Source organism: Nocardia sichangensis, from assembly GCF_047200615.1.
Lineage (GTDB): Bacteria > Actinomycetota > Actinomycetes > Mycobacteriales > Mycobacteriaceae > Nocardia > Nocardia sichangensis.
This window is the reverse complement of the sequence record NZ_JBJZOK010000015.1, coordinates 14,814-38,878: the sequence shown is the minus strand read 5'-3', so window position 1 is coordinate 38,878 and position 24,065 is coordinate 14,814. Positions and strand designations below refer to the sequence as shown.

Genomic DNA, 24,065 nt, shown 5'->3' with positions numbered 1-24,065 from the left:
CGCCGCCACGGATTTCTCGATTGCGCCATCACCGCGACTCCGGAACGACGAAACCCGCGTCCTGCACGATCCCACCGCGATCCACGGACCCCACCGCACCCCTCACAATTCCGCCAACGCGGCGACGAACGAGGCGGCTACGGCCTGCTGACCGGCCAACGTGGCGTGGACGCCGTCATCGAGCAGCAGCGGGTCCTCGCCGTTTGGCAGCGTGTCGTTCTCCACGTCGACGGTCAGGTCGGCCAGGTCGTGCAACACGGTCGAGGTGTCGGCGATGTCGGCTCGGGTCCAGGCGATGCCGATTCGCTGGAAAGGCTCGAACGCGGCGATGCGGGCTTCGTCGACCGTGGTCGGGGTGAGCCAGATCCACTGCGCCGGTTCGGGGGCGCGGGATCGGAGTATGCGCAAGTTGCGTTCGGTCTCGGCCAGGCCGACCAGACGCTGACCGCCGGGGCCGCCGATGCGCTGGGCGTCGTTGGCGCCGAGCTGGCAGAACACCCAGTCGGGGCGCTGGAAACCCAGAGCGGGAGCGAGCGTCAGCGTCTGCGTTGTGGTCGCCCCCGAGACGGCGAGATTGGTCAGCCGAATGGCATCGTCGGGTCTGCGCAGGTCGAGCAGATAGCGCAGGATTTCGAACCACGACAGCCGGTCGGCGGTCGAACTTTCGCCCAAGGCGATCACGTGCTGTCCGGGTCGAAGCGGCAGCCGATCCACCGCGGCGGCCACCGCGGCGTCGTCCAGAAGGGCAGCGGCCGCCCAGCGCGCCTGCTCATCGAAATCGGCACAGAGCTTTTCGTATTCGACGGGGGTGAGGCCGAACAGCGGTGCGACGCGGTCGGCGCCGAGGCCGGGGAGGTACGGCAGCGAGCGTTCGGGACGCTGGAATCGGACGAGCTTCTCAATGTGCGGATTCATCGGTCATTCCGCTTCTGCGGCAGATGATTTCGAGACGAGGAAGCCAGCGGCGATCAACCACGCCATGCCGGTGAAACGGGCCAGCGGCAGCAGGACGGCGGCCTCCGTGCGCATCAGCGTTGCCGTGGTAGCCAGTCCGGCGACGGCGATGACGAGACCGAGCCTGGCCAGCCAGGTACGGAAGGCAACTACCGGCAACGCGATGCCCGCGATGAGCAACCCGGTCGAGACGACATTGCCTGGGCCGCCCGCGAGGAAGGCCAGCGTGTGCAAAGCGCGCACCAAGTGCGGAGATTCGACGACTTCGGGCACCGTCACCACCCAGGTCACCACCGCCGACAGCATCAGGAATCCGGTGGCGAGCGCGCCTCCGGTTAGGGCGAGCGCGCCCCGCGTCCGCAGCCGCGCGGTGATCGCGGCGACGAACAGCGCACCGGGGATCGCGGCGGCGAACTGCAACGTCGCTCCCAGCCGGACCGTGTCGCGGTGGTCGGTGAAGTAGAACAGCGCGTCGTCCGGCGCGGCGAACGGGGAAGGAAACACATCGCCACCGGCCGCGACGGTGCTCGCGGCCAACCCGGCGACGAACAGCGCCGCCGAGGCGGTGGCGAAGACCCCCGGCGACGGGCCCAGCCTGGGTATATCCAGCCGCGGTGGAGTGGAAGCGATTGCGGGAGCGCTCATTACACGAGTCCGTTCTTCTAGGTGAATCGTTCACTGCAGTGAACGATTGAGGCGTGTGTACGATAACCCGGTGACAGCAGGAGAGCAAGCGGGTGACAACCCGATTCCCCGACAGGCCCTTACGCGGCAGGTCTCGTTCCTGCTCGCCCAGCTCGGCGCACACGCCACCCAGCGGTTCACCGACCGCATCGCCCCGCTCGGCCTGACTCCCCCCGATATCGGCGTGCTGCGCATGATCGCCATGTCCCCCGGCCGCAGCCAGCGCGCTCTGGCGGAAGAACTCGGCGTGGTTCCCAGCCGCGTCGTCGCCCTACTCGACAACCTCGACCGCAAAGGCCTCGTCGAACGCCGCCGCAGCGCCACCGACCGCCGCAACCACGAACTGCACCCGACCCCGGCGGCCTACCAGCTGATGGGCGAACTTTGGCCGGTGCTCCAGACCCACGAAGCCGACCTCACCGCGGCGTTGTCCCCCGCCGAACGCGATCAATTGGCGTCACTGCTGGCGCGGATCGCCGATCAACAAGGCCTGGACGTGGGCGTCCACCCGGGATACCAGCGCGCGAACTCGCCCACCACCGATCAGACGAAGGGATAGATCGCGACCCGACACCAGGCCACTTCCAGGTGGAGCAGTTCAGCCCACGGCTTCACGCGGGTGGCAGTACCTGGTGAGATCACTGCCCCGTCGCCCCCATACGTGGCCGTGTAGGCCCACAGCGCCGCTCGCCGTACAACATGCGGGTGAAGGTTGTTGCCGGTTGAATAGCGTTCCCCACGTCACAGACGGTCCTGGCGTGAACTCCGTAATCGTCACCACGCAGATGCTGACGCGGCGTCCACTGCCGATATCGCCGTTGCGCCCACCTGCGCGAGTAGAGTCGCCGACCTGACGACGGCTCTCGGCAGTCCGCTCGAACGGCTCGGCCGGGCACGCCACCGGGCGGTCCGGTAGGACGGCCGTGGAAGCAGTGGCCGTCAGAGACAAGCGTGAACCGCGCCTGTTCACCCGAAACCGCTCGCTCACCGTCTGCATCAGGGCGGCGCGGTTCGAGGCGGCCGCCCAACTCTCCGCTCGACACCACTATCGAAAGGCTGTGTCAGCAGGAGTGGGATTGCTTCAGCTGGCACGGTGAACGCCCGATCGACAGTTCTACGAATCGGACGTCTTCATCCTGTCCAATATCCTGGGCTGCCATTGGTAGAACCAACTGAACTTGTACGACTCCCCCTCGGGTGACGAGGTAGCGGCATAGGTGAATCGACGGTCGGTCGTGCTGATCGGAACTTTGTCGACGAGTTGCTCGAAGCGCGGTTCGATTCGAACCGGGAGCGTTGTCGGGTCCGGTGTGATCACCGGAAAACAGAGGCGCTCGATTCGGCGCGATTCCCAGCTGATGGTGGCGTATATATCGAATGCTTTCTCGGTGAGTGAGAGAAAGTCATCGCTCGGGTCCGGGAGTCCGGCATCCCGGTGCAGCGACACGATGGCGCGGGGTTCGAAATAGTCGGCCGACAGTCCGGGGAAGTACACGTTCATCGTCTTGTCGTGGTAGTCGATACCGAGCAAGCCGACTTTGTCCTCCAAGCCGTGACGTGCGAACATGCCGGCGTGGTCGGCGAGACTGGGCGGCATGGACGGTAGTTCGGCGAGCTCCGATACTTTCTGCATGCCGTCGGCGGGAAAGAACGGCCAGATTTTCTTGAAGCCGCCGACTACACCGATGTCGATCCCGTAGCTGTGGATCGGGCACCGTTCCCGGACCTCGTCCAGCAGAGCGCCGACCGGATGATCGGTCTCGGAAATGAGTTCGTTGGAAAGGGCGATGTCATAGGGGTCGATGTCGCTCGGCAGCGTCAAGAAGCGGTAGTCGAGGTCTCCTGAGCGGCGGGCGTCGGTGACCACTCGGAGGGAGATCACGGAACGCGTGAGCATCGCGCCGTACGCGGTCAGAGTGGGCCGGACAGCTTCTCGAGTGCAGGGCACGTTCCATAGCCGCGCGGATTCCTCGATGGCCGCGTAGAGATCTTCCAGCTCGGATTCGGTAGTGGTGAACACGCGTCCTTCCAGAGATCGGTGCTACGAGCAACATCACGGTTGCGCCAATTCCATTCAACCAGAATGCAACTCAGCGCCGGATGCCACGTGTGGGAATGCAGGCACCGCATCCATCCATGGTCACGCGGTCGATGAACGGAGGTGGCGGGTGAGGGCATGACCCAGATGCGGGCCGAGGGGACCGGTGTGGTCGATGCCGAGCTGGGTGGCGAGGGTGGTGGTGTGCAGGCGTGTGGCGTTTTCCAGCAGGGTGGCGTAGGCATCGGTGGTAGCGCGGATTCGGTGATGAGCGGTCGCGGCGATGACGACGGCGAGAGGTGCGGCGGGCCACCACCAGACGGTCAGAACGAGGTAGAGAACGGACCAGGCCGCAAGCGTGGTCGCTCGCGAGAGAGCGGTGCGGGCGGTGGTGATCTGCTCGCGCACGGGGTCCGGCAGGACCAGCCACAGCGACGGCCATACGGTCGCCAGGTCGAGATGGTGATCGCGATCGAGTCGAATCGCCGTTGCTTGGATTCGGTCGCCGCTCCAGGTCGGGCGCTCGGGCCGCTCGACCGAAATCCTTGCTCGCGCGCGTGCCGCACGGTGCCTGAGCGCCGGGTCGGGCCGGGACGCCGGATCGGGAGTCAAGGCATTCTGGTATTCACGGAGGTAGTCGGCGTTGGCGCTGTCCCACCGACGCTGACGGCGGGCGAGCGACCACCGAGCGGCGAACCGGACGGGAATCGGCCAAGCCTGCCATTCCGCCGCCAGCACAGCCCGCTCCACAAACGTTCCGATCGATTGTGCGACGAAACCGACCGCCGCGGCGGCTGCGAGAATCGCGGCCAAGACGACGACCTGCCCGCCCGTGCTGGTCACCCCGGGATTTCTGGCGTAGTCGGTGATATGTCGGGTGAGCAGGCCGATGTCCAACGCATGCGCGTGGCCGAGAGTGAGCGCAGTGGCGGTGACCGTCAGATAGAACGCGCCGGGCAACACGAGAAGCGAAAACCATTTCTCGGCCAGCTTTTTGGCGAGTTCACTCCACAACCCGTTCATCAGGAGAGCCGTTCGCGCCGTAATTCCCGTCCGCTGACGGCGCATCGGGGCGGCTCGGCATCGACATCGTCGCGGCCGTCGCAGCGTTCGAGCGGGCAGCGATAGACGACTTCGATGCTGTGCACGCCGACCGGGACCGGACCGCGGTGGTGTCCATACACACCGCGCGCATCGCCGGCCGCCCGCAGAGCGGTGTGCACCCCGTCCAGCGCGGCGGCGATGCCCGCACCGTCCCCCGATCGGACCGAGCTGAGCAGCTTGTGCAGCGGGGTCGAAATGTCCGTCCCGTCATCGCCGAGAGTGCCGCGGATCTCCTGCAGATGACCGCACAGATACGCCAGCCCGGCGGTGACCCGAGTTGCATCTTGCGACGGTGGCAACCGAACCCCCAGGTGCACAGGTGAATACGATGGACACTGCCGCCGAGGCCACGATCCGGCGAGCGTGTCGTGTGATCATATCGCCGTAAACCGTTGTGCCAGGGGTGGCCGTGTGATTAGCGTGGCTCGATAGGGCAGGGGGATGGATGGATGCGGTATGACGATCAACGCCACCATCATCACGGCCGAAATCAAACTGTGGCAACGCAAGCTGACCACGCTGCCGACCGGCCACCCCACGCGGGTGCTGTGCCTTTTCCGCCTCGGTGACGCTTTTTATCGCCGGTTCAAGGCGACAGGGGCCATCGCCGACCTGGACGAAGCCATCGTCTCCCTCCGGAAAGCCGTGGAGGCCACTCCCGCCGGTCACCCGAACCTCGCCGTCATACTGACCGAACTCGGCGGCGGACTCTGGATCCGTTTCCAGCGGACCGGGATGTCGCCCGACTTGGACGAGGCGATCCGGACAGCTCGACGCGCGGTGGACGCCACGCCACCCGATCGCCCCGTGGACGGCCTGCTGGGTTTCATCGCTGCAGCCCTGAAGATCCGGTTCGAGCGGACGGGCGCGATGGCCGATCTGGACGAGATGGCCCGGACAATGCGGCTGACGATCGCGGCCACGCCCACCGATCACCCCGAGCGGGCCCAAAGGATCAGCGCGCTGAGTCGCGCCCTGCGGCATCAGTTCACGTTGACGATGGCGCTGCCCGATCTTGACGAGGCGATCCGAGTCGGCCGACAGGCGGTGGCCGCGGCGGCCCCGTACCACCCCGAGCGTTCCAGCATTCTGTCCGATCTCGGGATCTCCTTACGGGTGAGGGCCGAGCGGACGGGCGGGCAGGCCGACCTGGAGGAAGCGATCCGAGTAGGTCGGCAGGCGGTAGCCGAAACATCGCCCGACCACCCCGAGCGTGCCGACCACATGACCAGCCTCTGCCGGGCTCTGGTGCACCGGTTCGCACGCGCGGGTCTACCGGACGATCTAGATGAGGCGATCGAAATCGGTCGACGAGCGGTAATGGTCACAGCCCCAGAGCATCCCGACCGTGCCGAAAGTATGTCCGTCCTCGGATCAGCGCTACGGCTCCGGTCCGAGCGAACAGGCTCGACAGCCGATCTGGACGAGGCCGTCGCCACCCTGCGGAAGGCCGCGAACGTGGACCTCGTCGACCGAACAGTCCGCCCGGTGTCGCTGTCCGATCTCGGTATCGCCCTTTTGAACCGTTTCGAAAGGACCGGGGCCCAGGCCGACCTGGACGAGGCGATTCAGGTCGGCCGACAGGCGGTGGAAACCGGCTTCGGCCGCTTCGACTTCGGCAACATCCTGTCCAGTCAGGGGGTCGCGGTACTGCGGCGGTTCGAGCGAAACGGCGAAATGAGCGATCTGAACGAGGCCGTCATCACCTTCCGGAAAGCCGTGGACGTCACGTCTCCCGATCATCCCGATCTGGCGAGCATACTGACCAATTCCGCCGTCACCCTGCTGAAGCGGTTCGAGCGGACCGGCGAGCTGCCCGATCTGGACGAGGCGATCGAGCTCGGCCGACAGGCGGTGACAGCCCTGCCGGTCGGCCACCCTGACCTGGCCAAAACACTGTCCAATCTCGTCACCTGCCTGGTGAGCCGGTTTCAGCGGACAGGCGAAATGGCCGACTTGGACGAGGCGATCCGGATCGGACGGGAGTCGGTCGATGCCACACCCACCGGCCATCCCGGCTCGGCCGCCACCGGGTCCAATCTCGCGATCTGCCTGGTGAGCCGATTTCACCGCACGGGGCAGACGCCGGACCTCGACGAGGCGATCGTCATTCTCAGGAGAGCCGCGGACGTTCTTGCCCCCGACCATCCCGATCTTGTCACGCTGCTGTCCAATCTAGGTGTCGCATTGTGGAAGCGGTTCGATCGAACCGGAGCCCCGGTCGACCTGGACGAGGCGATATACGCGAACCGACGAGCGGTGGCGGCCATACCGGACGACCACCCCCTCCGAGCTCGCCATCTGTCCAATCTAGCCATCCCTTTGCGGATTCGATTCCAGCGAACCGGCGCGATGGCCGATCTGGACGAAGCGATCCGAATGGGTCGGCAGTCGGTCGCGGCCACACCCGAAGACCATCCTGATCTTCCCATCATCTCGACCGAACTCGCGGCCTTCCTGCTCAGCCGGTTCGAGCGGACGGGGATGATCGCCGACGCGGACGAAGCCATAGCCACGCTCCGGAAAGCCGTGGACATCACCCCGGTCGACCACCCCGCTCGCGCCGGGATACTGGCCGACCTCGGAGTAGTGCTTTGGAAGCGCTCCGAACGAACGGAAACGGCGGATGACTTGGGCGAGGCGATCCGGATGGGCCGGCTGGCAGTCGCGGCCACGCCGACCGACCACCCCGAACGCGCCAACCGACTGTCGAACCTCGCCGTGCCCCTGACGATTCGGTATGAATCGACGGGCACGACACACGATCTGGACGACGCGATCCGTCTCGCCCGGCAGGCGGTCGCGGCCATCCCGACCGGGCACCCTGGCCACGCCGTCATGCAGGTCAACCTCGCCGAAGCTTTGCGGGCCCGATACTCGCGGACAGGCACGGCGTCTGATCGGGAGGAGGCGACGACCGCCTTGCAGGAGGCTGCGGAACTGGCCACAGCGGCTCCGTCCCTGCGCATCCGGGCTGCTCGCGGCGCCGCCGAGCTCACCGCGACGGCGCAGCCGGGCCGGGCGGCGGAACTGCTGCGGCGGGCGGTCCGCTTGTTGCCCGAAGTCGCGCCACGTGAGTTGGCGCGGTCGGATCAACAACATGCTCTGGGCGAGTACGCCGGAATCGCCTCCGACGCGGCGGCACTGGCGCTGGACGATCCGTCCACACCGCCGGACCAGCGGCCCGTCCTGGCATTGCAGCTGCTGGAGGCGGGGCGGGCGGTGCTGTTGAGCCAAGCGTTGCAAGTGCGCGGCGACATAGCCGACCTCGCAGACCAGCATCCAGATCTGGCCGCCGATTTCGTCCGGCTTCGGAAACTTCTCGACCGAACTCCCCATGCCGCCGCCGCGTCGGACGCGGCAGCCGACCCCATAGCGGACCGGGCGCGCTCGGCGCGGGAGTTGAACGACGTGCTGGCGCGGATCCGGGCGCAGCGCGGATTCGAGTACTTCGCCCTGCCGCCGTCGGCGGCGGAACTCATCGCTCAGGCCGGCCGAGGCCCGGTGGTGGTGTTCAACATCAGCGGTCACCGCAGCGACGCGCTGCTGCTCACCGCCGGCGGAGCGACCTGTCTGCCGCTGCCCGGCCTGCCGCTCGAGACCGTGATCGACCAGGTTCTCGCCTTCCACGAAGCCTTGCGGGCCGCTGGTCACGGCGGTACCGGGCCGGAGCGGCAAACCGCCCAACGACAGCTCAGCCGGATCCTGGAATGGCTGTGGGACAACGCCGCAGGCCCGGTTCTGGACGCCTTGGGCTACCGCGATCGGTTCCCTGCGGACCGGACCGGCCCGCGGGTGTGGTGGATACCCGGGGGTCTGCTGGGTCTACTGCCCATCCACGCCGCGGGCTATCACACCGCACCACCTGATCCCGCGGGCCGGGCGGTGCTGGACCGGGTTGTCTCCTCCTACACCCCCACCATCGCCGCCCTCCGCCATGCGCGGCGGCGCTCACCGAGCACCGAGCCGTCTGCACGCAGGCCCGCACTCATCGTCGCGATGCCTACCACCCCCGGCGTAGCGGGGCGCCTGCACCACGTGCCCGAGGAAGTCCGCACGGTCGCCGCCCACCTGTCGTCGTCGATCACGCTCACCGAGCCGGACTCCGGTATCCAGGTCGATCTCGCTGGAGCGGACTCCGCCACAACCCTTCCGACCAAGGCCAATGTCTTGAATCGCCTGGCCGACTGCGCCGTCGCGCACTTCGCCTGCCACGGCACCACCGATCCGGCCGACCCATCCCGCAGCCACCTGCTGCTGCACGACCACGACGCGGACCCGCTCACCGTCGCCGAACTCGCCCCGGTCCACCTCGACCACGCGCGTCTGGCCTACCTTTCGGCCTGCGAAACCGCCCTCACCACCAACACCCGGCTCCTCGACGAAGCCATTCACCTTGCCTCGGCGTTCCAACTCGCCGGATACCCACACGTCATCGGCACACTGTGGCCCATCGACGACGAAATCGCCGTGCAGGTGGCCGACGCCTTCTACGCCGCTCTGGTCACCGACCCGGACGTGACCGATGCCGCATACGCGCTGCATCGCGCCATCCAGGCTGTGCGCGACGCGCTTCCCGCCACCCCCTCGCTCTGGGCCGCCTACCTTCACGCCGGGGCATGAGAGCCGACCCCGATCGGCCCCGCATGCCCGCCTGCGTCGTCAGCACTTCGGCGTGAGCGGAGTGCACAGAGGCAGCAGGTTCATGCGGGCCGGGGTCTCCGTGACGGGCGGCGGTGGGGGAACCACCTCGGTCGTGAGCACAGGCGCTTGGGTGGGTTGCACAGCGCCGCCGGTGGGGGTCGAGCAGGAGGCGGCCAGTATCCATATCGTGCCGATGACCAGCACGATCAGCGCCACCGCGGCGATCTGTTGCGAGCGGTGGCCGCGTGACTTCGATTTCTCGGAGGTGCGACCGGGGATCCGCGCGGACAGGGCGGTTAGCTGCTCGCGAACCGGGACCCGTGGACGGCGCTCGAGCACAGCCGTCGGCGTGGGTCGGCGCAGCGGCTCGGGCGCGGGGGTGGGCGTTGACCACGATGCGGGCCGGCTCGGCGGAGGCGCCTGCACCGGACGTGGGCGCCGAGGCCGGTCGGCGGCGGGCTCGATCCACGACGACCAGTTGTCCGTGAAGGACGACGGTGCGGGCGCAGATCGCGCGTCAGGAGCGAATTCCTCATCGTCGGGCGGGAACTCGGAGTCGGTTCGTTCCATCGTGTCGGACTCGGCAGTGGCGGGCCGTGTCGACGGCCCGAATCCGGTGGTGAAAGGTCCCGTCGCATCGGCGTACGGCTCGGCGAGTTCCTCCCGCGCGGGCTTCGCCGCGAGTCGGCCTTCGAACCGAGGCGGCTCCGCGTGCTCGGCATCAGTTGTCGGGCCCGACGGCGCGGGATGTGATTCGGGCTCCGGCGCGAGGTATTCCGGCGCGAAGGGATCCGCCTGGGCGGGTTGCGCCTGCGCAGCTACGGCGACAAGTGCCTGCGGGGAATGCGACTCCGACGCGGACGCCTTCTGGCCGCCGCCTGGCACATCCGTGTACTCGAGCGACTGCCGAGCCGTCGACGACGCCCCTTGGGCTCGCTGTGCGCTTTCGGCACTGGGCCGCGTCGACGGCTCGAACGCCGAGCCCTCGCGCTCGTCGACATCCTGGGCGGGGCGCGCCTGCGCGGCCACGGTTCCCGAGGCGTCGGTCTGCTCCAGCGCAGGCATCGCGGACTGCGACGCGGGCGACTGATCTACCTGCGGGACCTGCTGATAACCCTCATCTGCCTCGTCACCGTTTTCGACGGTTCGCGTCGAGCCGGATTCGCTGAGTCGCGCAGCATCCGGATCGAGGTCGTGCGGCTCGGGCACGGCGTCGACCGGTGGCGCGTCCGAACCAGCCGACACGTCGTCGGTGTCCGAATCCTCGCTGGACGTCCTACCCTCGAGCTCGGGAGCCTTCCGCGTCACGCTCTCCAACGCCGCCAGCGTCCCGGCCCGTAACTTCCGCTCCGCCGGAAAACCATCCGCCACCAGGTCGTCGATGGTGATCTGGTCGCCCAGGTTCAAGTCCGTCAGGAGGGCGTGGGTGCGTTCGGCGGTCCAGATGAGCTTGCGGCTCGCGGTGCGGTGGAACCACGCGCGCAGGTCGGCCTGCCCGGCTCCGAGCACCACCGCGCATCCGCGCCTGCGCGACTCGATGTTGAGCGTGAGGTTCGAATCCTTGGGCGGCACCACGACGATCAGTCCGTCGACGAAGGCCTCGGCATTGTGCTTGCGCACCAGCGTCTTCAAGTTGAAGACGTTGTTCGTCACCTGGTCGAACGGGCTGCTGTCGTGGTCGCGCACGTGGATCGGGTCGCCCGCGTAGCCGGACAGCCGCCAGCGTCCGTTGGCCTGCACCGACAGGACACCGCTCGTCGCCTCCGGGACGGTGCCCTTGACCTCGACGACGACCGCCGCCCTGGGTGTGATCACCACCAGATCGGCTTCTTGCGTTTCGTCCTTGCGCTCGCGGTCGGGTAGGTAACACCCCGAGATCGCGAGTCCCACAATGACGTACTGGCCGGTCCAGCTCCGCATCCAGTCGAGCACGCGCTGTTCGGATCGCGGCGCCGTCGTTCGTTCATTGATGACCAACATCGGCGGCCTCCATCGCCGTCCACACCATCGACCACACAACGGTATGCGCCGGGATTTCCGCCACAAAATCGAAAGGCACTGGAGCAGCAGGATATTGGCAGCACAAGGGCGTGCGAAGGACGGCGTGTGGGCAGCGCCACACTCGGGTGCGTCAGACCCCGACCGCTTCTTCGATCTCTTCCTCGGCCGCATGTTCCGTGACGCCGACCGTCTCGGTGCGCGCGGCCGTGCGCAGCCTGCGCTCGTAGCCGCCCGCCACCAGGACCAGTCCCGCACCAGCCGCCAGCCACAGCACCAAGCTCAACACCCGGTTGCCGAATCCCGCACCGCCGTCGAAGTACAACAGGGTGCGCGCGCCCTCGACGAAACCCGCTCCGTTCCAGAACGAATGCAGCGCGCCGAAGAAATCGTTCTGCAGCCACGGCCCGTACACGCCGCCCGATGTCGTGAAGTTGAGCATCACGAACAGCACCATCATCGTCAGCGTGGTCCAGCGCCGTAAGAAGGTGTGCAGCCCGATGCCCACCGCGAGAATCCCAGCCGAATACAGCCACGACATCGCCCAGACGGCGGCGTAGTCGTGGTCGACCACATGGAATACCGGCCCCGCGACGCCGAGTCCGATGACGCTCACCGCCAGCGACGTGACCAGGCCCAGCAGTGCGCGAACGCCCATGCTCAGTCCCGCCCCGGCCGCGCCGATCGCCGCGACGCTGCCGTAGGAGCCGATGCTCAATGCCACCAGCAGGAAGAACAAGCCCTGCGCGGTCGGATCGCCGGTGCTCGGCGGAGCGATATCGGTGACCTCGACCGGTGCGCCCTGCTGGGCGGCGATCCGGTCGAAGACGGCCTCGGCCGCCATCGCCGTGGTGTCGGAACCAGCCTTGGCGACCAGCGCTTCGTGCGATTCCGGCACGTAGGCGCCGGCCAGTGTCCGCTCCCGCAACTGCCGCACCGCCTCCTCCCGACCTGGCAGAGTGACAACCTCCAGCGCGTCTCCGGCCCGGTCCTTCAGCGTCTGAGCCAGCACCTTGACCTGCGGTGCGTCACCCACGATCGCCACCTTCAGGTGGTTCGGCTCGGGCTGATGGAACGCGCCCAGATACGCCAGTGCCATGCCGAGGCACATCAGCAGTGGGGTGAGCAGATGCGCGGCGACATGCCGTAGTTGGTGCATGAGACGACTCCCCAAAAAGTTGGTAAATACAACTATCTTCGTTGTACTATACAACCATGCGGCAATCTCCGGCATTCCCCACTCGCTCGACCGCGATCCACACCATTCAGCGCGAGCTCACCGCATTCGCCCGCCGAGCCCGTGGCCGAGCCGCCGAACTGCATCCGGAACTGCCGCTGGTCGCGTCGAGCATCCTGGACCTGGTCATCGAACGCGACGGCTGCCTGGCCACCGAACTGGCCGAACACTTCCTGCTGGACAAATCCACGGTGAGCAGGCAGGTGGCGGCGCTGGAACGGCTCGGGTATCTCACCCGGGAGGTCGATCCCGCCAATCGCCGCAACCACATCCTGCGCGCCACCCCCGCCGGGCAGCGGATCGCACGGGAGGCCGAGCAGCGCCGCCGGGAGGCGTTCGCGGAACGGTTCCGCGACTGGGACGACGAGGACCTCGCCGAACTCGCCGGGTACCTGGTCCGCTACAACGCGGCGGATGGCTGATCGGCCAACGGCCGGCGCGGCGGACGCGAGCGAGCCCCCTCAACCTCGCAGCGCCGCGGCCAGCTCCGGGTCCACGGAGAACGCGATGGCGATCAACGATTCGACCAGCAGATCGATCAGCTCCGTACGCGAGATGGGCTCCGAGCGCAGCCAGGTGAGCGTGGATTCCTCGACGAAGGCGATCCAGCCGCGCATGGCGAGCATGAGGCGGGGGTGGTCGGATTCCACAATGGGAGTGGGAGTCTCCGCGAGGATGATCCCGATGATCGCGTCGCGGGTCTGGTCGACCAGCGGGGCCAGGTCGGGGCTGACGCTGGTGGGGCCGCGTAGCAGCGCCAGATAGGAGGTCCGGTTCTCCGTGACGTACTCGATGTAGCGCTCGATCGAGTCGCGCAGCATCTCGAACAGGCCCAGCGAGCGGTCCGGGGCGACACGCTCGAGCAGTTCGGCGTTGGCGTGGTGCACGATCGCGAGCTGGAAGTCCTGCTTGGTCGGGAAGTAATGGAACAGCAGGCCGCGGGAGATGCCCGCCTCGGCGGCGATCTCGCTGACGGAGATGTCCTCGATGGAACGCTCGCCGAGCATCTTCGCACCCAGAGTGATCAGCTGCTCGCGGCGCTCGTCGGGACTCAGCCGCGTGCGCTTGGGGGCGTCTCCCTGGGTTCTCGTCACGCGCCCAATCCTACTGAACGTCAGTCAATACACTGTTGACTCGCGCTCAATAGGACCGTAGGCTCCATTACATGAGTCGCAAGGTTACAGACAAAGCTGTCGCCGGCCGACCCGCGCGCCACGCCAAGACGATCATCATCGGCAGCGGGTTCGCGGGCCTGGGTCTGGCCATCCGGCTGACCCAGCAGGGGCGCAACGACTTTCTCGTGCTGGAGCGCGGCAGCGACGTCGGGGGCACCTGGCGGGACAACACCTACCCCGGCGCGGCCTGCGACGTGCCTTCGCACCTGTACTCGTACTCGTTCGCGCTGAACCCGAACTGGTCGCGGTCGTTCTCCCGGCAGGGCGAGATCCAGCAATACATCCAGGACGTGTCGAAGCGCTACGACGTGCGTGACAAGCACATCTTCGACTGCGACGTGACCAGCGCCTGCTGGAACGACGAGACCGCGCTCTGGGAGATCGAGTCGACCAAAGGCAGCTTCACCGCGAACACGGTGGTCTCCGCGGTCGGCGCGCTGTGCGAGCCCGCGCTGCCGGACATCAAAGGCATCGGCGAATTCGAAGGCGAGATCTTCCACTCCGCCCGCTGGAACCACGACGCCGACCTCACCGGCAAGCGGGTCGCCATCATCGGCACCGGCGCCTCGGCGATCCAGATCGTGCCTGCCATCGCCCCGAAGGTCGGCCACCTGGACGTCTACCAGCGCACGGCGCCGTGGCTGCTGCCGCGCCTGGACCGCCCGTACACGAAGGCCGAGCGAATGGCCTTCAAGTACGTGCCGGGTCTGCAGCGACTATCCCGCGCGGCCATCTACGCCGCGCGCGAGACCCAGGTGGTCGGCCTGGCCAAGGTGCCTGCCCTGATGCAGTTGTTCGAGGCGATCGCGAAGGCCAAACTCCGCCACGAGATCCGCGATCCGCAGCTGCGCGCCAAGGTCACGCCGAATTTCCGGATCGGCTGCAAGCGCATGCTGATCTCCAACGACTACTACCCCGCGCTGTCGCGCCCCAACGTCGACGTGGTCACCGACGGCATCGCCGAGGTGCGCGCGAACTCGATCGTCACCGAGGACGGCACCGAGCGCGAGATCGACGCGTTGATCGTGGCGACCGGCTTCCACGTCACCGACTCCCCCACTTACAACACCATCGCGGGCCGTGACGGTCGCACTTTGGCAGAGGTATTCGACGAGATCGGCCAGCAGGGCTACAAGGGCTCCGCGATCGCCAATTACCCCAATTTGTTCTTCCTGCTCGGCCCGAACGTCGGCCTCGGGCACACCTCGATGGTGTACATGATCGAATCTCAGATCAATTACATCGCCGACGCACTGGCTACCATCGACCGCCTCGACCTGCGTACCGTGGAGGTGCGCCGCGACGTGCAGGATGCCTACAACGCCGACCTGCAGGCGAAGCTGGCGGGCAGCGTCTGGCTGACCGGCGGGTGCTCGAGCTGGTACCTGGACAAGCACGGCAACAACACCACGCTGTGGCCGGACTTCACTTTCGAATTCCGTAGGCTGACCAAGACATTCGACGTGGCGGCGTACGACATCTCCATTTCCCGGGCCGATTTGAAAGCAGTGGCATCGTGAGCAGTGACGCTTACTTCGAGAACAAGGTATGTGTGATCACCGGAGCGGGTTCCGGGATCGGCCGTGCGCTGGCAATGAATCTGGCCCGGCGCGGCGCCAAACTGGCACTGTCGGACATCGACGTCGACGGTTTGAACGAGACCGTACGCCGCTGCGAACAGCTCGGCGCCGAGGTCAAGTCCGACCGGCTGAACGTGGTCGAACGCGAAGCGGTGATCCTCTACGCCGACGCGGTGAAAGCGCACTTCGGCACGGTGCACCAGATCTACAACAACGCGGGCATCGCCCACCACGGCGAGGTCATCCGCTCGGAGTACAAGGACTTCGAACGCGTGATGGACGTCGATTTCTGGGGCGTCGTCAACGGCACCAAGGCGTTCCTGCCGATGGTCATCGAGTCCGGCGACGGCCACGTCGTCAATGTGTCCAGCCTTTTCGGCCTGATCGCGATTCCCGGGCAGAGCGCCTACAACGCGGCGAAGTTCGCGGTGCGCGGCTTCACCGAGTCGCTGCGCCAGGAGATGCTGGTCGCGCGGCACCCGGTCAAGGTCACCTGCGTGCACCCCGGCGGCATCAAGACCGCGGTCGCGCGCAACGCCACCTACGCCGAGGGCATCGACGCCAAGTCGGCCGCGACGATGTTCGACCGGAAGCTGGCCATCCACACCCCGGAGATGGCGGCGCAGACCATCGTCGAGGGCGTGCGCAAGGGGCACGGCCGCGTGCTGATCGGCTGGGAGGCCAAACTGCTGGATCTGTTCGTCCGGGTCACCGCGTCGGGCTACCAGCGGATCGCGGCCAACGTCGAACGCCGCTTCCTGCCCTGACCCGGATTCGAGGAACGACGAATGCGGGACATCGACCTGCCACTGCCCCTCGCGCGGGCGATACTGAATCCGATCTTCCGGGTCACACTGAACAAGCGATTGCCGTTCACGGTGCAGCGCAGGCTGCTCGACGTGACTTCGCGGGCGCAGTTGCTGCCCGCGGGCGCTGTCGTGCGGCCCGTGCGCCTCGGCGGCAGGCCCGCCGAGCGGATCGATTTCGCGGACACCTCCGAGCACGGTGCCGTGCTCTATCTCCACGGAGGCGGATACGCGGTCGGCTCGGTCGCGACACATCGCTCGCTGGCGGCCCGGCTGGCACGAGACATCGGTTGCGCGGTCTACGTGCTGGACTACCGGCTCGCGCCGGAGCACCCCTTCCCCGCGGCACTGGACGACGCCGAGGCGGCGTTCCTGGAGCTGGTGGCGACCTCGGGACTGCGGCCGGACCAGATCGCCGTCTCCGGTGACTCCGCGGGCGGCGGTCTGTCGCTCGCGCTGGCGCAGCGACTGATCGCCCGGCACGGGCAGACCCCGGCCGCGCTCGGTCTGATCGCGCCGTGGGCGGACCCGAACGAGATCCCGGAGCGGGAACGCGATCTGGTTATCAACAGGCCCTGGTCACGCGCCTGCGCCGCCGCTTACCTGGGCGACAGCGATTCCGCCGACCCGGCTTACGCACCCCTGACCGGCGAACTGCGCGGCCTGCCGCCGACCTACGTGCAGGTGGACGTCAGCGAACTGCTGCACCGGCAGTGCGTCGCGCTGGTCGCCGCGCTGCGCGAGGCGGGCGTACACGTGCGCTTCACCGAGAGCAAGGGCTTGTGGCACGTCGCTCAATTGCAGGCCGCGCTGGCGGCGCCCGCAGCGGCCGCGCTGTGCGAACTCGCCGAGTTCCTGCGCGAAGCGATTCAACCGGCGGACCTGCGCGAACTAGGATGAAATTCGAGCGGGTCCCCAGCCTGCGGTGATGTACGGAGGCGATTGGCGGTGGTCGACCTCACGGGCCCGGCGCAGGTGTCGTAGATTACTGGCGAGTAAACCCACGTGGAAGGGCACTGATGCGAGAGTTCGAAGTCCCGGCTTCTTACACCATTCCGGATGACGCGAACAATTCCGACAACGTCTTCCGCCACGCCGAGCAGTCGCCGAATACGGTGCTGTTCAACGTGCCTAACGGCAGTGGCGGCTGGCGGGACGTCACCGCCGCCGAGTTCGCGAAAACCGTTACCGGGGTGGCGAAAGGCCTGATCGCTTCGGGTCTCGAACTCGGCGATCGCGTCGCCATCATGGCCCCCACCCGCTACGAGTGGGCCGTCCTCGACTTCGCCATCTGGGCCGCGGGCGGCTGCACCGTCGCGATCTACGACAGCTCCGCCGCCGAGCAGGCCAAGTGGATTCTGCAGGACTCGGCCACCAAGCTGCTGGTCGTGGACAGCGACAAGCACCGGAAGGTGATCGACGAGATCGAAACCGGGGCGCTGCCCGAGCTGCGGGAGATCCTGCAGATCGACAAGGGCGCGGTGGACGAGTTGCTCGGCCGCGGCGCCGACCTGGACGACCAGGCCGTGCACGAGCGCCGCGCACAGGTCGGCGCGCAGTCGCCCGCCACTCTGATCTACACCTCGGGCACCACGGGCCGCCCGAAGGGCGTCATGCTGACCCACGCGAACCTGTACGCGGAGTCCAAGTCCGACCGGATCGCGCTGAACAAGTACGTCACCGAGGGCAAGAAGACCCTCATGTTCCTGCCGCTGGCGCACGTCTTCGCCCGCGCCGTGGCGCTGGCCGCGTTCGACGCGAAGGTGGTCGTCGCGCACACCGCCGACTGGTCCACCCTGGTCGAGCAGTTCGGCAGCTACCGGCCGCACTTCATCCTCTCGGTGCCCCGGGTGTTCGAGAAGGTGTTCAACAGCGCCAAGCAGAAGGCGCACGACGGCGGCAAGGGCAAGATCTTCGACGCCGCCGCCGATACCGCGATCGCATGGAGCGAGGCGCTCGACAACGGCGGACCGGGCCTGGCGCTGAAGCTGAAGCACGCGCTGTTCGACAGGCTGGTGTACGCCAAGCTGCGCGCCGCGCTCGGCGGCCAGTGCGAGGCCGCCGTTTCCGGCGGCGGACCGCTCGGCGCGCGGCTGGGCCACTTCTTCCGCGGCGTCGGCGTGACCATCTACGAGGGCTACGGCCTCACCGAGACCACCGCGGCCATCGCGGTCAACACCCCGGAGCACATCCGGGTCGGCTCGGTCGGGCGGCCGATCGAGGGCCACGCCGCCAAGATCGCCGAGGACGGCGAGCTGCTGCTGCGCGGCTCGGTCGTGTTCAGCGGCTACTGGGGCAACGCGGAGGCCACCGACGACGCGTTCGAGGACGGCTGGTTCAAGACCGGTGACCTCGGCGCCATCGACGGGGACGGCTTCATCACCATCACCGGCCGCAAGAAGGAGATCATCGTCACCGCCGGTGGCAAGAACGTCTCCCCCGCGCTGCTGGAGGACTCGCTGCGGGCGCACCCGCTGATCAGCCAGGTGATGGTGGTCGGTGACGGCCAGCCCTTCATCGGCGCGCTGATCACGCTGGACCCGGAGTCGCTGCCCGGCTGGAAGGAACGCAACAGCCTGCCCGCCGACACCCCCATCGAGAAGCTGATCGAGAACCCGGATCTGCTCGCCGAGGTGAACGCGGCGGTGGCCGAGACGAACAAGAAGGTGTCGAAAGCCGAGCAGATCAAGAAGATCCGCCTGCTGACCATCGACTGGACCCAGGAAACCGGCGAACTCACCCCGAAGATGTCGCTCAAGCGCGCCGTCGTGATGAAGCAGCACGCCGACGACGTGGCGAACATCTACAACTGAACCGATCGCGGAAAGGCGCTGTCCGTTCGCGGGCAGCGCCTTTCGCGTGTCCGGGTCCGTCCACGACGATCCGTGCGCTGTCGCGGATGCCGGACCGATCCGGTCGGCGGCCGACCGGCAGTAGTCTCGATGCCATGGCCGATCTGCGACTGCGTGTGGTGGCCGGGATCGTCTCGGCGGGCCTCACGCTGGGTGTCGCCGAATTGCTCGCGGCCTTCCTCGGCCCCGACAGCGCGCCGCTGCACCTTCTCGGTTCGGCCGTGGTCGACCACACGCCCGACGGTGTGCGGGAATGGGCCATCACCACCTTCGGCACCAACGACAAGGCCGCGCTGTACCTGATCATGAGCGTGATCGCCGTCCTGGTCGCCGGCGTGGCCGGAGCGATCGAGCGGACCACCCGTGCCGCCGGGTCGTGGTTGTTCGCCGTGTTCGGAGTGATCACCGCTTGGGTGGCGGTGGCGCGCACCGGTCTCACCGCCGCGTTGCCGACCGTCGTCGGCGTCGCCGTCGGCATCTACTCGCTGCGAGCGCTGACCCGTCGCATCGACGCGGCGGTCGACAAGTCGTCCGGTGCGAGGCACGCGGGAACGGCATCGTCGACCGACCCTGCTCGAACCGTGGCCGAGGCTTCCGCCGACCGAGATCACTCAGAGCACGCCGATGTCGCCGACGGGCAGAACCGGGCGATCACCGACGTGGACTCGCGTCCGGACTCATCGGTGCACCGGCCAGGCACCGAACGCCCTGGTGCAGGCGAGAACCTCGCCGCCGCGGACGAACCGGGAAGGGTCGAGGCCAGACCGGCGGGTGAGGCCTCGCCCGCATCGGCCGCCGGGGCTTCGGAGCTCAGCTCGGCGGCTCCGGAGCGGAGGCAAGTCTTGCGGGGACTACTGGTGGCCGGTGGGCTGGCCGCGGTGACCGGAATCGGCGGACGGGTGCTCGGCGCCCGCCGCAGCGACGTTTCCGGCGAGCGAGCCGCCGTGCAGTTGCCGGAGCCGTCGGCACCCGCCGAGCCGGTCGCGCCCGGCGTGGACCTTCGTGTCCCCGGACTGACGCCGTACCTGACCGCGAACGACGATTTCTACCGGATCGACACCGCGCTGATCGTGCCGCAGGTGTCCAAGGACGGCTGGTCGCTGCGGATCCACGGCATGGTCGACCGCGAGATCCGGCTCACCTGGGCGGATCTGGCGCTTCGCCCGGTGGAGGAACACCTGGTCACGCTGGCCTGCGTGTCCAATCCGGTGGGCGGCGACCTGATCGGCAACGCGCGCTGGCTCGGTTACCGCGTGGATCAGCTGCTCGGCGAGGCGGGACCGCACCCCGACGCGGACATGGTCCTCTCGCACAGCGCCGACGGCTGGACCGCGGGCACGCCGCTGGCGGTGCTCACCGACGGACGCGACGCGCTGCTCGCGGTCGGCATGAACGGCGAACCGCTGCCGGTGCGGCACGGGTATCCAGCCCGGCTGGTCGTGCCCGGTCTCTACGGCTACGTCTCGGCCACCAAATGGGTGACCGAACTGGAAGTCACCCGCTTCGACCGCGCCACCGCGTACTGGACCCGCCGCGGCTGGTCGGCACTCGGCCCGATCAAGACCGGCATCCGCATCGACACTCCCCGTGCCCGCGGCCGCCTCCAGCCGGGCCGCATCCCCATCGCCGGAGTCGCGTGGGCGCAACATCGCGGCATCCGCGCCGTGGAAGTGCAAGTCGACAACGGCCCCTGGCAGCAGGCCCGCCTCTCCGAAGAGCAGTCCATCGATACCTGGCGCCAGTGGGTCTTCGACTGGGACGCCACCTCCGGCCCGCACACCCTCCGCGCCCGCGCCACCGACGGCACCGGCGAAACCCAAACAGCCGAACGCCGCGACGTCATCCCCGACGGCGCCACCGGCCTTCCCTCGGTCACAGTCAGCGTGGGTTGACGCGCACCGCGGATGGTCGCGTAATGGCAGGCAGTGAACTCGTGTCGACGGGATAGGATCGGGCGAGTCCGGTAGTCGTCGGCCGTTCGAGGAGGGGGCCATGTCCGAGATTTTGGATTGGGCGCGAGAAGAGAACTTGCAGCCGGCGCCGATCACGTTGGAGATCTGGAAAAAGCTTCCCGAAGATTTCTGCCGCTTGGTGGAGGTGGTGAACGGGGAGGCCGTTCGGGCGGAGTCGCCTACCAGGCCGCATCAGAAGTCCGCCCGCAGAATAGCGGACTTTGTCGAGACCGCTGCCGAAGCTCACGTTGGTCGATACCGTAGCGGCTGCTTGGACGTCGATATGGATTTCGATGTGCTGCTGTGGGAGCTGCCGCGGGTGACGATTCGGCGGCCCGACATCGCACTGTTCGAATGCGCCCCGCCCGAACTTCGGCCGTTGCCCGCTTCCATGGTCAAACTGGTGGTAGAAGTCGTCTCACCGGGCACCGAGCGTGTAGACACGGCCGACAAGCTCGCGGAGTATGCGTTGGCCGGGATCCCGTGGTACTGGATCGTCTGGGTTTCCGGCAATTGCGTCGATTCGATCGAGGTCTATGTACTCGACCATGTACTAGGCCAGTACCGACTACATGTGAAGCTGCCGCCGACCGATTCCCAGACCGTGATCGATGTGCCGATCGAGATCACCATCGACTGGACCAAGCTCGGCGTGCTGGCGCGCTGACGAACATGCCCCGCAGAAGGACTTCTTCTGCGGGGCATGGGATTTCGGCGGTCAGCTCGCTACGGCGTCGGCCTCGACCCGTTCTTTCTCGAGCCGCGGCGGGGCCGACTCGCCGTGGCGGATGAACAGTACCGAGGCGGCGACGCCGATCAGCAGGACGGCCGCGGGGAGCAGCGCGGACTGGCCGAGCGCGGTGCTGAAGGCATCCTTGACGAACTCCGGGAGCGGGCCCCGGCCCGCGCCTCCTTCGGCGACCGGGCCGCCGCCCAGGCCGTTCGCCGTCATCCTGGCCGCCACCAGCGCGCTGATCGCCGCGCTGCCGAGCACCGAGCCCACCTGGCGGGTGGTGTTGTAGACACCGGCGCCCGCGCCGGCCAGTTGGACCGGCAGGTTGTGCGTGGCGGTGGACGCCAGCGGCGCCCAGATACAGGCGTTGGCGAAACCGGCCAGCGCCGCGGCCACCAGGAACCAGACCAGCGACGAGTCCGGCTTCATCAGCGCCGCGAAGCAGAACACCGACAGCGCGAACAAGCCGAAGCCGATGGTGGGCACGATCCGCGGGTGCAGCTTGTCGGCGAACTTGCCGACCAGCGGGGCGGAGAAACCGGTCACGATCGCCATGGGCGCGAAGACCAGCGCGGACTTGGTCGGCGACAGCTCCCGCACGGCCTGCAGGTAGAAGTACGTCGGCACCATCAGGGAGGTCACCGCCGCACCCATCGCGGCGATCGCGGCGTTGGACAGCGCGAAGTTGCGATCGCGGAACAGGCTCAGCGGCAGCAACGGCTCGCCCTTGTTCCTGGCCTGGTTGACCAGGAACACCGCGAGCACCACCAAGCCAGCGCCGATCAGCAGCCAGATGCGCAACGACCAGTCGTAGGTGTTGCCCTCCTGGATGCCGAACACCAGCAGGAACATCCCGACGCCGCTGAGCAGCACGCCGGGGATGTCGAACTTGTGCTCGTGCGTCGGCAGCGCGGGCACCAGCCAGACGGCCAACGCGAAGGCGACGACGCCGACCGGAACGTTCACGATGAAGATCCATTCCCAGCCGAGACCGTCCACCAGCACACCGCCGAGGATCGGGCCCACCAGCGTCGCCAGGCCCGCGACGCCACCCCACAGGCCCATGGCAGCGCCGCGCCGGTCGGGCGGGAAGGTCCTGGTGATCACGGCCATGGTCTGCGGCGTCATCAGCGCGGCGCCGATGCCCTGGGCGGCGCGTGCCGCGATCAGCATGCCGATGGTGCCGGACAGACCGCACCACAGCGACGCGGCGGTGAACACCGCCAAGCCGATCAGATAGATGTTCTTGGGGCCGAATCGATCACCCAGCCGTCCGGTGACCAGCAGCGGCACCGCGTAGGTGAGCAGGTAGGCGCTGGTCACCCAGATCACCTGGGAGATGTCGGCGTGCAAGCTGGTCATGATCGCGGGATTGGCGACCGCCACGATCGTCATGTCCAGCAGGATCATGAAGAAGCCGACGACCAGCGCGAGCAGCGCCAGCCACGGATTGCGTTGTGTGGACATCTGTTTCGATTCCTAACTCGGATGATCCGAAAATCTCGGGTCGGCGGCCGCCACAGCGCCGGGCGGCACCGGCAGCGACACCGGGGTGTCGGCGGCCGGTTCGGCCGCGGAGCGTTCGCCGGTCACGGGGTCGAAGTCCTCCCACTCGAGTGCGCCGCCGGCCAATTCGGCGGTGAACTCCTTGACCCAGGTGAGTTCGGCGGCGAGGATCGCCCGCAGATACGGCAGGGAGATCCAGTAGCGGCGGGGAACGACGTGCTCCTCGGCCCAGGCGCTCAGCATGTCGGCATCGGCCAGTTCGGTCTCCAGCACGCCGATTCGTTCGCGCAGCAGCGTGAGCGCCTCCGTTTTCGGCAGATTGTGCAACTCGCCCAGCGCCACCGGGAAGATCGGATACTCCGGAACGGGTCGCCGCACGATCTCGGCGATCCGGTTGCGCAACGCCTCCCTGCCGCGCCCGGTGATCCGGTAGGTGGTGCGTTCGGGCCGGTTGCCCGCCCGGTCGACGCCCTCGGCGTGCACCAACTCTTGGTCGGCCAGGCGGGACACGGTGTGGTACAGCGAGCCCGGCCGCACCTTGACCAGCTTGTCCTCCCGCCGCGCGATCAGCGTCTGGAACATCTCGTACGGATGCATGGGCCGCTCCTCCAGCAGTGCGAGCACGGCGATGGCCAACGGCGTCACCGACGGATGCGCCTGCCCTTGCCCCATGCTTGTTCACCTCCGTCACTCGGTCGTCTCGGCCTTCGGCCGCCGACGCTGCGAGCCTGCCGCCGACCGGCACGCTATCGCCCGGTTCCGACATGCTCCACTCTAAATATTCCACGTGGAATATACGGCG

General features: G+C 67.6%; 19 protein-coding genes. 9 read left to right on the top strand and 10 right to left on the bottom strand.

Features of this window, described 5'->3' with window-relative positions:
• Positions 1–102: 102 nt before the first annotated feature.
• The gene (locus ACL03I_RS21145) at positions 103–915 is read right to left on the bottom strand and encodes an SGNH/GDSL hydrolase family protein (protein WP_412806792.1); all 813 of its coding nucleotides are present in this window, start codon (positions 913–915) and stop codon (positions 103–105) included.
• A 3-nt stretch (positions 916–918) separates the two neighbouring features.
• Positions 919–1,599: a hypothetical protein gene (locus tag ACL03I_RS21140; RefSeq protein WP_412806791.1), complete on the bottom strand. Its 681-nt coding sequence runs from the start codon at positions 1,597–1,599 to the stop codon at positions 919–921.
• 70 nt (positions 1,600–1,669) lie between these two features.
• On the opposite strand from ACL03I_RS21140, the gene ACL03I_RS21135 reads away from it, so the two are divergent.
• Entirely contained in the window at positions 1,670–2,197 is a 528-nt protein-coding gene (locus ACL03I_RS21135; RefSeq protein WP_364438445.1) for a MarR family winged helix-turn-helix transcriptional regulator, read from the top strand.
• A gap of 555 nt (positions 2,198–2,752) precedes the next feature.
• On the opposite strand, the gene ACL03I_RS21130 is transcribed toward ACL03I_RS21135, so the two are convergent.
• The 3 genes from ACL03I_RS21130 to ACL03I_RS21120 all read right to left on the bottom strand — a co-directional run bounded on the left by ACL03I_RS21130 (position 2,753) and on the right by ACL03I_RS21120 (position 5,079).
• Positions 2,753–3,658, bottom strand: coding sequence for an aromatic prenyltransferase (locus ACL03I_RS21130; RefSeq protein WP_412806790.1), 906 nt, complete (start codon positions 3,656–3,658; stop codon positions 2,753–2,755).
• Between the two features lie 120 nt (positions 3,659–3,778).
• Positions 3,779–4,699, bottom strand: a complete 921-nt coding sequence (locus ACL03I_RS21125) for a hypothetical protein (RefSeq protein ID WP_412806789.1) — start codon at positions 4,697–4,699, stop codon at positions 3,779–3,781.
• Positions 4,699–5,079: a hypothetical protein gene (locus tag ACL03I_RS21120; protein WP_412806788.1), complete on the bottom strand. Its 381-nt coding sequence runs from the start codon at positions 5,077–5,079 to the stop codon at positions 4,699–4,701. The genes ACL03I_RS21125 and ACL03I_RS21120 overlap by 1 nt, the downstream gene beginning before the upstream one ends.
• Positions 5,080–5,236: 157 nt before the next feature.
• On the opposite strand from ACL03I_RS21120, the gene ACL03I_RS21115 reads away from it, so the two are divergent.
• Positions 5,237–9,403 carry a CHAT domain-containing protein gene (locus tag ACL03I_RS21115; protein ID WP_412806787.1) on the top strand — a complete coding sequence of 1,389 codons (4,167 nt, stop codon included), beginning with the start codon at positions 5,237–5,239 and terminating at the stop codon, positions 9,401–9,403.
• A 39-nt stretch (positions 9,404–9,442) separates the two neighbouring features.
• On the opposite strand, the gene ACL03I_RS21110 is transcribed toward ACL03I_RS21115, so the two are convergent.
• The gene (locus ACL03I_RS21110; protein WP_412806786.1) at positions 9,443–11,404 is read right to left on the bottom strand and encodes a nuclease-related domain-containing protein; all 1,962 of its coding nucleotides are present in this window, start codon (positions 11,402–11,404) and stop codon (positions 9,443–9,445) included.
• Positions 11,405–11,555: 151 nt separating this feature from the next.
• Positions 11,556–12,581: a hypothetical protein gene (locus ACL03I_RS21105; RefSeq protein ID WP_355077322.1), complete on the bottom strand. Its 1,026-nt coding sequence runs from the start codon at positions 12,579–12,581 to the stop codon at positions 11,556–11,558.
• 56 nt (positions 12,582–12,637) lie between these two features.
• On the opposite strand from ACL03I_RS21105, the gene ACL03I_RS21100 reads away from it, so the two are divergent.
• Positions 12,638–13,081 carry a MarR family winged helix-turn-helix transcriptional regulator gene (locus tag ACL03I_RS21100; RefSeq protein ID WP_355077323.1) on the top strand — a complete coding sequence of 148 codons (444 nt, stop codon included), beginning with the start codon at positions 12,638–12,640 and terminating at the stop codon, positions 13,079–13,081.
• 39 nt (positions 13,082–13,120) lie between these two features.
• Here the strand turns inward: ACL03I_RS21100 and ACL03I_RS21095 are convergent, their stop codons facing one another.
• The gene (locus ACL03I_RS21095) at positions 13,121–13,753 is read right to left on the bottom strand and encodes a TetR/AcrR family transcriptional regulator (RefSeq protein WP_412806785.1); all 633 of its coding nucleotides are present in this window, start codon (positions 13,751–13,753) and stop codon (positions 13,121–13,123) included.
• 71 nt (positions 13,754–13,824) lie between these two features.
• Between ACL03I_RS21095 and ACL03I_RS21090 the strand changes: the two genes are divergently transcribed.
• From ACL03I_RS21090 to ACL03I_RS21065, 6 genes are all read left to right on the top strand, one after another.
• The gene (locus tag ACL03I_RS21090; RefSeq protein WP_412806784.1) at positions 13,825–15,354 is read left to right on the top strand and encodes a flavin-containing monooxygenase; all 1,530 of its coding nucleotides are present in this window, start codon (positions 13,825–13,827) and stop codon (positions 15,352–15,354) included.
• Complete coding sequence (locus tag ACL03I_RS21085; RefSeq protein WP_355077329.1) at positions 15,351–16,181, top strand: SDR family NAD(P)-dependent oxidoreductase; 831 nt, start codon at positions 15,351–15,353, stop codon at positions 16,179–16,181. Before ACL03I_RS21090 ends, ACL03I_RS21085 begins: the two co-directional genes overlap by 4 nt.
• Before the next feature lie 21 nt (positions 16,182–16,202).
• On the top strand, positions 16,203–17,120 hold the full coding sequence (locus ACL03I_RS21080; RefSeq protein WP_356969729.1) for an alpha/beta hydrolase: 918 nt from the start codon (positions 16,203–16,205) through the stop codon (positions 17,118–17,120).
• A 119-nt stretch (positions 17,121–17,239) separates the two neighbouring features.
• Positions 17,240–19,033 carry an AMP-dependent synthetase/ligase gene (locus ACL03I_RS21075; RefSeq protein WP_355077333.1) on the top strand — a complete coding sequence of 598 codons (1,794 nt, stop codon included), beginning with the start codon at positions 17,240–17,242 and terminating at the stop codon, positions 19,031–19,033.
• Positions 19,034–19,167: 134 nt separating this feature from the next.
• Positions 19,168–20,964 (top strand): molybdopterin-dependent oxidoreductase, encoded by a 1,797-nt coding sequence (locus tag ACL03I_RS21070; protein ID WP_412806783.1) that lies wholly within the window; start codon positions 19,168–19,170, stop codon positions 20,962–20,964.
• Between the two features lie 100 nt (positions 20,965–21,064).
• Positions 21,065–21,691: a Uma2 family endonuclease gene (locus ACL03I_RS21065; RefSeq protein ID WP_379254789.1), complete on the top strand. Its 627-nt coding sequence runs from the start codon at positions 21,065–21,067 to the stop codon at positions 21,689–21,691.
• A gap of 51 nt (positions 21,692–21,742) precedes the next feature.
• Here the strand turns inward: ACL03I_RS21065 and ACL03I_RS21060 are convergent, their stop codons facing one another.
• A complete protein-coding gene (locus ACL03I_RS21060; RefSeq protein WP_412806782.1) occupies positions 21,743–23,224 on the bottom strand; it encodes a DHA2 family efflux MFS transporter permease subunit in 1,482 nt (493 codons plus the stop codon).
• 12 nt (positions 23,225–23,236) lie between these two features.
• Positions 23,237–23,935, bottom strand: coding sequence for a PadR family transcriptional regulator (locus ACL03I_RS21055; protein WP_412806781.1), 699 nt, complete (start codon positions 23,933–23,935; stop codon positions 23,237–23,239).
• Between the last annotated feature and the right edge of the window lie 130 nt (positions 23,936–24,065).

What these genes read in the sequence shown, in the direction of transcription:
- ACL03I_RS21145 (WP_412806792.1), bottom strand. Translation starts at nt 915, where the DNA reads ATGAATCCGCACATTGAGAAGCTCGTCCGATTCCAGCGTCCCGAACGC.
- ACL03I_RS21140 (WP_412806791.1), bottom strand. Translation starts at nt 1,599, where the DNA reads ATGAGCGCTCCCGCAATCGCTTCCACTCCACCGCGGCTGGATATACCC.
- ACL03I_RS21125 (WP_412806789.1), bottom strand. Translation starts at nt 4,699, where the DNA reads ATGAACGGGTTGTGGAGTGAACTCGCCAAAAAGCTGGCCGAGAAATGG.
- ACL03I_RS21115 (WP_412806787.1), top strand. Translation starts at nt 5,237, where the DNA reads ATGACGATCAACGCCACCATCATCACGGCCGAAATCAAACTGTGGCAA.
- ACL03I_RS21110 (WP_412806786.1), bottom strand. Translation starts at nt 11,404, where the DNA reads ATGTTGGTCATCAATGAACGAACGACGGCGCCGCGATCCGAACAGCGC.
- ACL03I_RS21105 (WP_355077322.1), bottom strand. Translation starts at nt 12,581, where the DNA reads ATGCACCAACTACGGCATGTCGCCGCGCATCTGCTCACCCCACTGCTG.
- ACL03I_RS21100 (WP_355077323.1), top strand. Translation starts at nt 12,638, where the DNA reads ATGCGGCAATCTCCGGCATTCCCCACTCGCTCGACCGCGATCCACACC.
- ACL03I_RS21090 (WP_412806784.1), top strand. Translation starts at nt 13,825, where the DNA reads ATGAGTCGCAAGGTTACAGACAAAGCTGTCGCCGGCCGACCCGCGCGC.
- ACL03I_RS21080 (WP_356969729.1), top strand. Translation starts at nt 16,203, where the DNA reads ATGCGGGACATCGACCTGCCACTGCCCCTCGCGCGGGCGATACTGAAT.
- ACL03I_RS21075 (WP_355077333.1), top strand. Translation starts at nt 17,240, where the DNA reads ATGCGAGAGTTCGAAGTCCCGGCTTCTTACACCATTCCGGATGACGCG.
- ACL03I_RS21070 (WP_412806783.1), top strand. Translation starts at nt 19,168, where the DNA reads ATGGCCGATCTGCGACTGCGTGTGGTGGCCGGGATCGTCTCGGCGGGC.
- ACL03I_RS21065 (WP_379254789.1), top strand. Translation starts at nt 21,065, where the DNA reads ATGTCCGAGATTTTGGATTGGGCGCGAGAAGAGAACTTGCAGCCGGCG.
- ACL03I_RS21060 (WP_412806782.1), bottom strand. Translation starts at nt 23,224, where the DNA reads ATGTCCACACAACGCAATCCGTGGCTGGCGCTGCTCGCGCTGGTCGTC.
- ACL03I_RS21055 (WP_412806781.1), bottom strand. Translation starts at nt 23,935, where the DNA reads ATGGGGCAAGGGCAGGCGCATCCGTCGGTGACGCCGTTGGCCATCGCC.